A 12,267-nucleotide genomic window follows, 5' to 3' on the forward strand; every position below is an offset into this window, starting at 1 on the left:
AAAGGTGACGCATGTTCACCTTACTGGCGGGTCATAACCACCAGTAACGTGAATCGCGTTGGCCTTCGACAGGAGCAGCTATGCGTCTGCGTCTCGGCAAGCTCAGGAAGCTCAGGAAGCTCAGAACGGTCAGGCTCATCACCGGAGCCGCCGTCATCGCCCTCGGCGCGACCGTCATCGCGCCCCTCCCGCAGGTGGCCAACGCGGCCACCGTCACCGACTATTGCCAGTCGCAGTGTTCCGACATCCTGCCGCCCGGCGAGAACGGCAACGCGACCCTCGCACAGATCATCCTCAACCAGGCCTTCGGCTCCCAGCCCGACCACGCCGAGGACCAGCTCGGCCCCTACGGCAACCTGCCCTCCGGCTACTCGGGCCTGACCGCGTCCACCATCAGCAGCTTCTTCAACGACGCCTCCCTCGGGGTCGCTTCGAGCAACATCGCCTCCACCGAGGCGCCCGCCGGCCGCACCGACGTGTCGATCGTCCGCGACAAGACCCGGGGCATCCCGCACATCACCGGCACCACCCGCTACGGCACCGAGTTCGGCGCCGGTTACGCCGCTGCCGAGGACCGGCTGTGGCTCATGGACGTCTTCCGGCACGTCGGACGCGGCCAGCTGACCCCGTTCGCCGGCGGCGCCGCCTCCAACCAGGGCCTGGAGCAGGAGTTCTGGCGCAACGCCCCGTACACCGAGGCCGATCTGCAGGCCCAGGTCGACTACATCCAGAACAACAACGGCACCCGCGGCACCCAGGCCCTCGCCGACGCCACCGCCTACATCGCCGGGGTCAACGCCTACATCGACGCCTCCGACAGCGGCCGCTACTTCCCCGGCGAGTACGTCCTGACCGGCCACAAGGACTCCGTCACCAACGCCGGGACCATCGACCACTTCAAGCTCACCGACCTGGTCGCCCTCGCGGCCGTCATCGGCGCCCTCTTCGGATCCGGCGGCGGCGGTGAGGTCAACAACGCCCTCTCCCTGCTCGCCGCCCAGGCGCAGTACGGCGTCACCCAGGGCACCGCCGTCTGGGAGGCCTTCCGCGAGCGCAACGACCCCGAGGCCGCCCTCACCCTCCACAACGGCGAGAGCTTCCCGTACGCCACCAAGCCCGCCACCCCGGTCGGCGAGGCACTCCCCGACACCGGCACCGTCACCGAGGAACCGCTGGTCTACGACCGCACCGGCAGCGCCGCCACCGCCACGGCGAGCACCGCCTCCGCCACGGCCGCGTCCACGGTGCTGTCCTCCGCCAAGCGCGGCATGTCCAACGCCCTCGTGGTCAGCGGCACCAAGACCACCAGCGGCCACCCCATCGCCGTCTTCGGCCCGCAGACCGGCTACTTCGCGCCACAGCTGCTCATGCTCCAGGAGATCGAGGGCCCCGGCATCAGCGCCCGCGGCGCCTCCTTCGCGGGCTTGAGCATGTACGTCGAACTGGGCCGCGGCCAGGACTACGCCTGGAGCGCCACGACCTCGGGCCAGGACGTCATCGACTCCTACGCCGTCGAGCTCTGCACCGACGACTACCACTACCTCTACCACGGCACCTGCACCGCCATGGACAAGGTCGAGCAGACCAACTCCTGGGTCCCCACCACCGCTGACGGCACCGCCGCCGGCTCCTACCGGATGCAGGTCTACCGCACCAAGTACGGCCCCGTGGAATACCGGGCCACGGTCGGTGGCAAGAAGGTCGCGTACACCACCCTGCGCAGCTCCTACATGCACGAGGCCGATTCGATCATCGGCTTCCAGATGCTCAACGACCCGGACTACGTGAGCAGCCCGGCCACCTTCCAGTCGGCCGCCTCGCACATCAACTACACCTTCAACTGGTTCTACGCCGACTCCAGCCACACCGCGTACTACAACAGCGGCAACAACCCGGTGCGCGCGAGCGGCGTCGACGCGGAGTTCCCGGTCTGGGCGCAGTCCGCGTACGAGTGGACCAACTGGAACCCGACGACCAACGTCTCCGACTACACCCCGGCCTCCGCGCACCCGCATTCCGTGGACCAGGACTACTACATCTCCTGGAACAACAAGGTCGCCAAGGACTACGCGGCCGCGAGCTGGGGTGACGGCTCGGTCCACCGCGGCGACCTGCTGGAGGACCGCGTCAAGACGCTGGTCGCCGCCGGCGGCGTGACCCGCGTCAAGCTCATCCAGGCCATGGCCGACGCCTCCGTCACCGACCTGCGGGCCGAGGACGTCCTGCCCAATCTGCTGAAGGTCATCAAGACCTCGACCGTCACCGACTCCACCCTCGCCACCGCCGTCACCCAGCTCACCGACTGGGTCACGGCAGGCGGCAAGCGCAAGGAGACCTCCTCGGGTTCGAAGACGTACGCCAACGCCACCGCGATCCGCATCCTGGACGCCTGGTGGCCCCTGCTGGTCGAGGCCGAGTTCGAACCGGGGCTGGGCAGCGACCTGTACACCGCCTTCACCGCGAACCTCTCCATCGACGAGGCACCCTCCGCGGCCCACGGCCCGACCGGCGCGCACGCCGGCAGCTCCTTCCAGTACGGCTGGTGGAGCTATGTCGACAAGGACATCCGTACCGTCCTCGGCCAGAGCGTCAGCGGCGGCCTCGGCAGCACCTACTGCGGCAGCGGAGTCCTGACCGCCTGCCGCAGCATCCTGCTCAGCACCCTGAGCACGGCCGTCGCCAAGACCGCCGCCCAGGTCTACCCGGGCGACGACCTCTGCTCGGCCGGCGACCAGTGGTGCGCCGACTCGATCGTCCAGCGCACGCTGGGCGGCATCAAGCACTACAACATCACCTGGCAGAACCGCCCGACGTACCAGCAGGTCGTCGAGTTCACGTCGCACCGCTAGCAGTTGGACCGGAACCGGTGACCGGGTGGACGCCATCCATCTGGTCACCGGGACCGTCGGCAGGGTAGAACCGGGGCGGGGGTGGTGACGCATGCGCTGGTGGAGCCGGGTACGGGCGAACCGGGAGTTTCCCAGGATGACCGTGAACGGATGGACGGCCGATCCGGTCGCGCCGGCCGCCCTCGGCCGTGCGCTGGCCAAGGCGTCCCGCCTGGACGCGCGCACCAACGCCCGGTTCCCGCGCGCCGGACGCAGCACGGCCCTGATCGAGGGGCTGTCCGAGGAGGACCGCAGACGGATCGCCCTGCGGATCCAGCTGGAACGTACCGGCCTCACCTTCCGGGACATCGAACAGCCGGTCATGCGGGCACTGTGCATGACGCACTGCGGCTGGCGGCCCGCTGAGACGCATCAGCTCTTCGCGCTGGCACTGGAAGGCATCGACCCGGTCCACCCGGACGCGTATATCGTCCCGGAGTCCGTCCAACTGCCGCTGGCCGCCTTCGAAGAGCTCGATCCCGCCGACCGCGGCTCCTTCGAGCCGTATCTGCGCACCCTGCTGGCGGTCTGCCTGGGCTGCCGGGCTGCCGACACCCGAAACGGCCTGGCCTGGCGGGTGCGGGCGCTGCTGCCCGCCGTCCCCCTCGACCCGCTGCTGCCGCCGATCCCCGACGGCTTCCTGGCCTCGGCCCGCTGCGGGCTCGGCGCGACGCTGTACGAGGAGCCCGTCCTGCGCCTGCTGCGGCTCTGCGCGCGCCTGGAGACCGCACGGCCGACGCCCGAATGGCGCGGCTCCATGCGGGAGCTGCTGTCGGTCGGCGTCACGGCCCGGGACGCCGTGGGCACCCTCCTGGCAGCCGGGCGCGGCGCGCCGGACGACTGCCGGTGGCGGGACGACCGGCACCTGGAGCCGTTGTCGTCAACCAGCGACGCACTGCTGGCCGCACTGGCATGGGCGGCCCCGCTCACCGGAACCACATACGCCATGACGCAGCTCGACCGGACCCTCGCCTTTCACCTCCGTACGGCCTCGCACGAACGCCCGTCCGGCTCCGGCCACTTCGTCCACGCGGCCCTGTCGGTCCTGCGGACCTACGAACGCAAGCCCGGCACCGGGGCCGAATTCGTCGCCGTCCGTGACCTGCTCGACAGCCTGGGCCCGCTGGGGCGGTCGGTCCGGGTCGGCGACTACACGGCCGTCTTCCAGATCAGTTCGCGGGGTACCTCGGCCCTGCGGTTCCGCCGCTTCTATGGCGACAGCCGCCGGTTCCTCAAGGACGTCCCCGCCGATGTCCGCCAGTACTTCCCGGGGCTCTACGCCGCCCTGCGCCTGCACCTCGCCGACCTGCGTGCCCACCTCGACGCCCATCTCGGCACCCTCGCCGAGCTGCTGGAGGCCGACCCCGGCACCCCCGCCGCCCGCTGGTACGCCGTCCACCTCGACGACCCCGTCCTGAGCCCCCTGTCCCGCGCCCTCGTCTGGCAGGCCGACAGCCCCACCGGCTCGGTGACCGGCCTTCCCGTACGCCGCCGGCGGTCCGGCCCCTGGGTGCTGCGCGGCATCGACGGCCGTCTCCACGAGCTCACCGACGACACGACGGTGCGCCTGTGGAACGCGGGCCTGTCCGACGCCCAGGAGGCCGTCGCCTGGCGCGCCGCCCTGACCGAGCGCCGGATCAGCCAGCCGGTGCGGCAGGTCTGACTGACCGGCGCCCTACACCAACCGCCCCGCCCGCAGCACCACCTGCGCCAGCTCGGCATGGCAGATGTCGCTGTGCGCACCCGACGGCGGCCCGCCGGTCTTCACGACCGCCGACGCGTCGACGCTCACGCACCCGCCCGCAGGGAACCTCCCGGCCAGCGCTTCGTCCAGCGACAGCCGCTCGCAGGCGTCGACCGCCTGGATGCCGTCATGGCCCATGGCCCCCCAGCGGTCGCCGAGTTCGAAGATGCTCCGGCTGTCGTCGGCCAGCTTGGAGGCGAGCGGGTACAGCGTCCCGAGCGCCTCGTCATGGCTGGAGTAGCAGCAGACCACGGGCCCGTCGACCTGCCGCTGGGCGTCGCGCAGGGCGCCGCTGTGGGACTTGTCGTGCGGCAGCTGCTCGGCGAACGCGTAGTGCGAGAAGGCACCCTGCAGCAGGGTCACCGACTTCACGTTGCGCACGCCGCCCGGCAGGCCGCGCAGGGCGAAGGAGACGAGGCGGCCGCCGAAGCTGTGGCCGACCAGGTGGATGCGCAGCGCGGGCCGGACGGCGGCGAGCTCTCCCAGGGCCGGGCCGAGGCCGTGCTCGCCGACGGTGCCGGCGCGGCGTTTCATGGCGTAGTACGTGGCCTGGCGCAGCACTTCGTGGGCGCCGTTCCAGATCCGCTTGTCCAGGCCGCCGAGGAGCGCGGGTCCGTCGCCCAGGGCGTCCGCGAAGACCTCGCAGACGCCGACGGGGTCGTCGGTGAGCATCGCCGGCACGACGCCCGGCGCGTCGTCCGTGGCGTCCGCCGCCGGGCCGCTGATGCCGGTGAGCTCGCGCACCAGCCGTACGAACTCCGCGATGGGCGCGTCGCCGTCCGGCCGTTCCCGCAGGAGGGCGGCCAGCTGCGGCACTACGCCCTCGTGGCCGGGGAAGACCTGGGCCAGGGCGGCCTGGGTCGGCGCGTCGAGAAGCGGCGGCCCGGCGTCCGCCGCCACGGCGGAGGGCTCGAAGTCGGGAATCGGCTCGTCGGAGAAGCGCATGGACGGCCACAGCACGCCGACGTAGCCGATCCTGGCCTTGGCGGAGGCGCCCTGCAGCAGTGCGGGAATGGGCTTGAAGAAGCGGTCGTACAGCCGGGTCGCCCCGGACCGGTCGCTGTTCCAGCCGTGCGAGAAGAGCACGAGATCGGTGACGTCCCGCGCGGAGAGCCCCGCGGTGAGGGCGCTGAGCTGGATGATGTCGACGTCCCCGTCGGCGTCGAACGTCAGTTCCCAATACGGCTTCACGCTTATATCCGACATAACCGTCCCCCTGGTCCGCTCGGATTGGGTCGCATCATCCCAACGGGGGGTTGTTCCGGCTATACGCCGCACATGCGCATTTTCCGTCGTACCGGGCGATGCCCTTTCCAGTGGCATGACCAACCGCTTAGTATGCCGGGAGAGCCGACACGAGGGACACAAGGGAGTGGACACGATGGTGGCAGCGCTGCGAGACGCCGGGGTGGTCGTCACCGGTGCGGGAAACGGCATCGGAGCGGCCCTCGCCCGCCGCTTCGCCGCAGAAGGCGCCCGGGTCGTGGTCAACGACATCGACGAGGGCGCCGCCAAGGCCGTCGCCGACGAGATCGGCGGCACCGCCATTCCCGGTGACGCCTCGGGTGTCGTGGCGGCTGCCCGCGAGGCGCTGGGCGGGCGGATCGACATCTTCTGCGCCAACGCCGGCATCGGCAGCATGGCCGGTGTCGAGGCCGAGGACGCCGTCTGGGAGCGCGTCTGGGACGTCAACGTCATGTCGCATGTCCGCGCGAGCCGCGAGCTGCTCCCCGAGTGGCTGGAGCGCGGCGAGGGCCGCTTCATCGCCACCGTCTCCGCCGCCGGCCTGCTCACCATGGTCGGCGACGCCCCCTACTCCGTCACCAAGCACGGCGCCCTCGCCTTCGCCGAGTGGCTCGCCGTCACCTACCGCCACCGCGGCATCCATGTCCACGCCGTCTGCCCCCAGGGCGTACGCACCGACATGATGCGCTCGGCCGGCCAGGCCGGCGAGCTCGTCCTGGCCCCCAACGCCATCGAGCCCGAGGACGTGGCCGAGGCCGTCCTCCAGGGCATCGCCGACGAGCGGTTCCTGATCCTCCCGCACCCCGAGGCCGCCGACTACTACGTGGCCCGCGCCACCGATCCCGACCGCTGGATCGGCGGGATGAACCGCGTCCAGCGGCAACTGGAGGGGTGACCGGCGGACTAGGGCCTGTCCGGGCGATCATGAACGGCCCCTTCGCCGCCTGGCACGGCACCTCGCCGCGTTGCCGAAACGCCCAAAGGAAACCACCCTGCGGGCATTCCGGCGCCTTGCGATGCACCGCACCAGACGACGCCTGGACCGCCCGTGATCGCCCGGACAGGCCCTAGGGCCCTTCTGATGGCTGCGTCCGATGTGCCGCTGGCGCGGCGTGGCCGTGGCGTCGCGGCGCCTGGCACCAGCGCTGGCGGCGTTGTCGTCGGTCAACGACGCTCCGCGTCGCTTCCTTCCTCCGCCTTGCCACCGCAGGCACCAGACACCGCTCCTTCCCCCACGGAGATCCATCAGAAGGGCCCAGGCCACATACCGCCCGGTATGCTGACCGTCATGGCACGGACCACCACCCCCAGAGCGGCGACGGCCGTCCCGCAGCGCCTGCTCGCCGAGGCCACCCGGCTCTTCGCCGAACGCGGCTACGACCGCACTTCCGTCCAGGAGATCGTCGAAGCGGCCGGCGTGACCAAGGGCGCGCTCTACCACTACTTCGGCAGCAAGGACGATCTGCTGCACGAGATCTACGGGCGCGTGCTGCGGCTCCAGATGCAGCGCCTCGAAGCCATCGCCGGCAAGCCCGCCCCCGCGACGGACCGCCTCTTCGAGGCCGCCGCCGACGTCGTCGTCACCAGCATCGCCAACCTCGACGACACCAAGATCTTCTTCCGCTCGATGCACCAGCTCACCCCCGAGAAGCAGAAGGCGGTCCGCGCGGACCGCCGCCGCTACCACGAGAAGTTCCGCGCACTGGTCGAGGAGGGCGTCAGCGAGGGCGTCTTCCGCGCAGGCATCCACCCGGATCTCGTCGTGGACTACTTCTTCGGCTCCGTCCACCACCTCGGCACCTGGTACCGCCACGACGGGCCGCTCAGCGCCGAGCAGGTGGCCAACGATTTCGCAGACCTGCTGCTGCACTCCGTACGGCAGCCCTGAACACCCCCTGGAGCCCCCCGTGAAGGCATGGCGTGTCCACGAGAACGGTGAGCCGCGCGAGGCCATGCGCCTCGACGAGGTCCCCGACCCCCAGCCCGGCCCCGGCGAGGTGCTGGTGCGCGTGCGCGCCGCCAATGTCAACTTCCCCGACGCCCTGCTCTGCCGCGGCCACTACCAGATCCGCCCACCGCTGCCCTTCACCCCGGGCGTGGAGCTGTGCGGCGAGGTGGTCGCCCTGGGCGAGGGCGTGACCCTGGACGTCGGGTCTCGCGTCATCACCCCCGCCGCCCTCCCCGCCGGGGCCTTCGCCGAACTCGCCGTCGTCCCCGCCGCCGGCGTCCTCCCGGCCCCCGAGGCCCTCGACGACGCCGAGGCCGCCGCCCTCCACATCGGCTACCAGACCGCCGTCTTCGGCCTCCACCGCCGCGCCGCCCTCAGGCCCGGCGAAACCCTCCTCGTCCACGCCGCCGCCGGTGGCGTCGGCAGCGCCGCCATCCAGATCGGCAAGGCCACCGGCGCCACCGTCATCGGCGTCGTCGGCGGCCCCGAAAAGGCCAAGGCCGCCCGCGAACTCGGCGCCGACCTCGTCGTCGACCGCCACACCGAGGACTTCGTCGCCGCCGTCAAGGAAGCCACCGGCGGCCGCGGCGCCGACGTCGTCTTCGACCCCGTCGGCGGCGACGCCTACACCAAGTCCACCAAGTGCGTCGCCTTCGAGGGCCGCATCGTCATCGTCGGCTTCACCAGCGGCACCATCCCCGCCCCCGGCCTCAACCACGCCCTCGTCAAGAACTACTCGATCCTCGGCCTCCACTGGGGCCTGTACAACACCCACGACCCCGCCGCCGTCCGCGAGTGCCACGACACCCTCACCCGCCTCGCCGCCGAAGGCCTGGTCAAGCCCCTCGTCAGCGAACGCGTCCCCCTCGCCGGCGCCGCCGACGCCGTCCAGCGCGTCGCCGACGGCCTCACCACCGGCCGCGTCGTCATCCTCCCCGGCGCCTGAACCCGCCCTACGCCTCCTTGCGTGCCACCCCGCCGTACATGCCCACCAGTTCCCAGTCGGCCGGCAGCGGCCCGTCGGGCCGCCAGGTCGGCACCTGGACCAGACCCGGGTCGAGCAGCGTGAAGTCGCCGAAGAACTCCATCACCTGCTCCCGAGTGCGGGCGTTCATCGTGGCCGTGGCGCTCTGGTAGACGGCTGTGGCTTCGCGCCCGCCCTTGGCGCGCTCGGCATCGTGGAAATCGCCTGTCACATGGGAGAGGACGAGGTACGAACCGGCCGGAAGGGCGTCCCGGAATGTGGCCATGATGGCTGCGGGATCCTCGGCTTCTGTGACGAAGTGGAGGATCGCCACCAGCAGCAGCGCCACCGGCCGGTCGAAGTCGATGGTGTCGCGGACGGCCGGGTGCTCCAGAATCGCGGCCGGGTCGCGAAGATCGGCCAGAGCGATCGAGGTGTTCCCGGCGCGCGTCAGGAACACACTCGCGTACGCGTTCACGATCGGGTCGTTGTCGATGTACGCCACCCGCGTCTCCGGCGCGATGGCCTGCGCGATCTCGTGCACGTTCGGCTGGGTCGGAATCCCCGTGCCGATGTCCAGGATCTGGCGGATCCCGCAGTCCGCCACCAGGTCCCGCACCGCCCGGTGCAGAAACGAACGGTTGGCCCGCACGCTCGTCCGGACCTCCGGCGCCGCCTCCATGAACCGGTGGGCCGCGATCCGGTCGACCTCGTAGTTGTCTTTCCCGCCGAGAAAATAGTCGTACATCCGCGCCGGATGCGGCCTGCTGGTGTCGATGTCCTCGGCCGGTATCCCGGCGTTGCTGGAAGCCATGGGTGTTCCGTCTCCGTCGTTCCGCGCCGGACGCTGCGCGCTGAGCGTCTTTCAGAGCGACAGTCTCCCACGGCAGTTGACGCGCCGACGTGCGGCGTCCTCCGTCCGCCGACCCACGACGGCGGGGAGACCACCGACCCACGACGCCGGGAAAGCCACCGACTCACGACGGTGGGAAAGCCACCGACGAACGACGGTGGGAAAGCCACCGACGGACGGGAGGGCCGGGGTCGCAGGGGTGGGGGTTCTGGACGCTCCGCATATTTGTGTGCGGCATGCCGGGCAGGACAGCGGTCGACCCGTCACGCACGTAAATATGTCGGTCCAGGACCTCCACCCCGGAGGCCCCGGACCGGCACCGACAACCGCAGCGGCCGCGGCAGCTACACGTACCGCTTGAGCTCCCGCCGCGCCAGCGACCGCTTGTGAACCTCGTCCGGGCCGTCGGCCAGCCGCAGCGTCCGCGCGGCGGCGTACAGCTCGGCGAGGGGGAAGTCCTGGCCGACCCCGCCGCCGCCGTGGAGCTGGATGGCGCGGTCGAGGATGCGGCAGACCTTCTCCGGGGTGGCGATCTTGATGGCCTGGATCTCGGTGTGGGCGCCCCGGTTGCCGACCGTGTCCATCAGCCACGCAGTCTTCAGCACCAGCAGCCGCAGCTGCTCGATCTCGACCCGGGCCTCGGCGATCCATTCCCCCACCACGCCCTGCTCGGCGAGCGACTTGCCGAAGGCGATCCGCCCGACCGCCCGGCGGCACATCAGCTCAAGGGCCCGCTCGGCCATGCCGATGAGCCGCATGCAGTGGTGGATGCGCCCAGGACCCAGCCGGGCCTGGGCGATGGCGAAGCCGCCGCCCTCCTCGCCCACAAGGTTCTCCACGGGCACCCGGACGTTGTCGAAGACGACCTCCGCGTGGCCGCCGTGGTCGCCGTCGTCGTAGCCGAACACCCGCATGCCGCGCCGCACATCAACACCAACCGCATCCCTCGGCACGAGGATCATGCTCTGCTGGCGGTGCCGTTCCGCGCCCGGGTCGGACTTCCCCATGACGATGAAGATCCGGCACTTCGGGTTCATGGCCCCGGAGATGTACCACTTCCGCCCGTTGATCACATACTCGTCGCCGTCCCGCTCGATCCGGGTCGCGATGTTGGTCGCGTCCGACGAGGCGACATCAGGCTCGGTCATCGCGAAGGCCGAGCGGATCCTCCCATCGAGCAGCGGCTCCAGCCAGGTCTTCTTCTGCTGCTCGGTGCCGAAGTCGTTGAGCACCTCCATGTTGCCGGTGTCGGGCGCGGCACAGTTGAGCGCGGGCGGCGCGAGGTGGAGGCTGCGCCCGCTGATCTCGGCGAGCGGCGCGTACTGCAGATTGGTCAGCTGGGGCCCCCGGCTGGGCAGGAACAGATTCCACAGCCCCCGCCGCCTGGCCTCCCGCTTGAGCTCCTCCACCACCGGCGGCGCGCTCCAGACAGCGTCGCCCACCGCCTCCTCGCGCTGCCGCGCGAAGACGGGCTCGGACGGGTAGACGCACTCGTCCATGAAGGCGAGCAGCTGCTCGCGCAGTTCCTCGGTGCGGGCGTCGTAGGAGAAGTCCATGTGCGGCTCAGCCTTCCTGAGAGGTGCCAAGGGCGCCAGGGGCGCCAAGGGTGTTCAGACCGCGCTCGACGAGGCCGGGGACGAGGCCGCCGATGCGGTCGAAGCCGGCGCCGACGGTCTGCCCGAGCGTGTAGCGGTAGTGGATGCCCTCGGCGATGACCGCGAGCTTGAAGTAGGCGAAGGCGGTGTACCAGCCGATGGCGGACACATCGCGGCCCGATCCCTCGGCGTAGCGCGCGATGACCTCGCTCGCGGTCGGGTGGCCGGGGGCGGCGCCGGCGGTCGGCACGGGGGAGTCGGCGGGGGCCTCGCGCTCGCTGTACATCACCAGCAGCCCGAGGTCGGTGAGCGGATCGCCGAGGGTGGACATCTCCCAGTCGAGGATGGCCTTGATCCGGTCGTCCTCCCGCCCGACCAGCGCATTGTCCAGCCGGTAGTCGCCGTGCACGACGGCCGCCGGGCCGGAGCGCGGCAGCGCGCCCGCCAGTGCCTCGTGCAGCTTGTCGATGCCCGGCAGCTCGCGGCTGCGCGACGCGGCCAGTTGCTTGCCCCAGCGGCGCAACTGCCGCTCCAGGAAGCCCTCGGGCCGCCCGAAGTCGCCCAGGCCCACCCGCTCCGGCTCCACGGCGTGCAGCGCGACCAGCGCGTCCACCAGCCCGAGCACGACATTCCGGGTCCGCTCGGGCCCGATCGCGGCCAGCTCGTCGGCGAAGCGGTACGGAATCCCGTCCACGTACTCCATGACGTAGAAGGGCGCCCCGATGACCGCGTCGTCCTCGCACAGCAGCACGGTGCCGGGCACCGGGACCGGGGTGTCGTGCAGGGCGCTGATGACGCGGTGCTCGCGGGCCATGTCATGGGCGGTGGCCAGGACGTGGCCGAGCGGAGGGCGGCGTACGACCCACCGGGAGGCGCCGTCGGTGACGGCATAGGTCAGGTTGGACCGCCCGCCCTCGATCAGCTCGGCGTTCAGCTCCCCCCTGACCAGGCCTGGGCGCTCGCGGTCGAGATGATCGCGCAGCCGTCCGAGGTCCAGCCCGGGTGGATTGTCCGTCCCGCTCATCAACGC

Annotated in this window: 9 protein-coding genes; 5 read left to right on the top strand and 4 right to left on the bottom strand. The window is 71.1% G+C overall.

What is annotated here, in order from left to right:
• The first annotated feature begins 80 nt into the window (after nt 1-80).
• Both OG607_RS37130 and OG607_RS37135 read left to right on the top strand, forming a co-directional pair.
• The gene (locus OG607_RS37130) at nt 81-2,849 is read left to right on the top strand and encodes a penicillin acylase family protein (protein ID WP_405733179.1); all 2,769 of its coding nucleotides are present in this window, start codon (nt 81-83) and stop codon (nt 2,847-2,849) included.
• 136 nt (nt 2,850-2,985) lie between these two features.
• Nucleotides 2,986-4,551 carry a DUF4132 domain-containing protein gene (locus OG607_RS37135; RefSeq protein ID WP_405733182.1) on the top strand — a complete coding sequence of 522 codons (1,566 nt, stop codon included), beginning with the start codon at nt 2,986-2,988 and terminating at the stop codon, nt 4,549-4,551.
• A 12-nt stretch (nt 4,552-4,563) separates the two neighbouring features.
• On the opposite strand, the gene OG607_RS37140 is transcribed toward OG607_RS37135, so the two are convergent.
• Nucleotides 4,564-5,823, bottom strand: coding sequence for a serine-threonine protein kinase (locus tag OG607_RS37140; protein ID WP_405733185.1), 1,260 nt, complete (start codon nt 5,821-5,823; stop codon nt 4,564-4,566).
• Nucleotides 5,824-6,013: 190 nt separating this feature from the next.
• Between OG607_RS37140 and OG607_RS37145 the strand changes: the two genes are divergently transcribed.
• The 3 genes from OG607_RS37145 to OG607_RS37155 all read left to right on the top strand — a co-directional run bounded on the left by OG607_RS37145 (nt 6,014) and on the right by OG607_RS37155 (nt 8,771).
• Nucleotides 6,014-6,772, top strand: coding sequence for an SDR family oxidoreductase (locus OG607_RS37145; protein WP_405733188.1), 759 nt, complete (start codon nt 6,014-6,016; stop codon nt 6,770-6,772).
• A gap of 393 nt (nt 6,773-7,165) precedes the next feature.
• The gene (locus tag OG607_RS37150) at nt 7,166-7,765 is read left to right on the top strand and encodes a TetR/AcrR family transcriptional regulator (protein WP_405733191.1); all 600 of its coding nucleotides are present in this window, start codon (nt 7,166-7,168) and stop codon (nt 7,763-7,765) included.
• 19 nt (nt 7,766-7,784) lie between these two features.
• Nucleotides 7,785-8,771 (top strand): NADPH:quinone oxidoreductase family protein, encoded by a 987-nt coding sequence (locus tag OG607_RS37155; RefSeq protein ID WP_405733194.1) that lies wholly within the window; start codon nt 7,785-7,787, stop codon nt 8,769-8,771.
• A 7-nt stretch (nt 8,772-8,778) separates the two neighbouring features.
• Here the strand turns inward: OG607_RS37155 and OG607_RS37160 are convergent, their stop codons facing one another.
• From OG607_RS37160 to OG607_RS37170, 3 genes are all read right to left on the bottom strand, one after another.
• The gene (locus OG607_RS37160) at nt 8,779-9,603 is read right to left on the bottom strand and encodes an SAM-dependent methyltransferase (protein ID WP_405733197.1); all 825 of its coding nucleotides are present in this window, start codon (nt 9,601-9,603) and stop codon (nt 8,779-8,781) included.
• 383 nt (nt 9,604-9,986) lie between these two features.
• Complete coding sequence (locus OG607_RS37165; protein WP_405733200.1) at nt 9,987-11,198, bottom strand: acyl-CoA dehydrogenase family protein; 1,212 nt, start codon at nt 11,196-11,198, stop codon at nt 9,987-9,989.
• A gap of 7 nt (nt 11,199-11,205) precedes the next feature.
• The gene (locus OG607_RS37170) at nt 11,206-12,261 is read right to left on the bottom strand and encodes a phosphotransferase family protein (protein ID WP_405733203.1); all 1,056 of its coding nucleotides are present in this window, start codon (nt 12,259-12,261) and stop codon (nt 11,206-11,208) included.
• Between the last annotated feature and the right edge of the window lie 6 nt (nt 12,262-12,267).

The sequence above is a fragment of the Streptomyces sp. NBC_01537 genome, from assembly GCF_045040445.1.
In the GTDB taxonomy this organism is placed as follows: domain Bacteria; phylum Actinomycetota; class Actinomycetes; order Streptomycetales; family Streptomycetaceae; genus Actinacidiphila.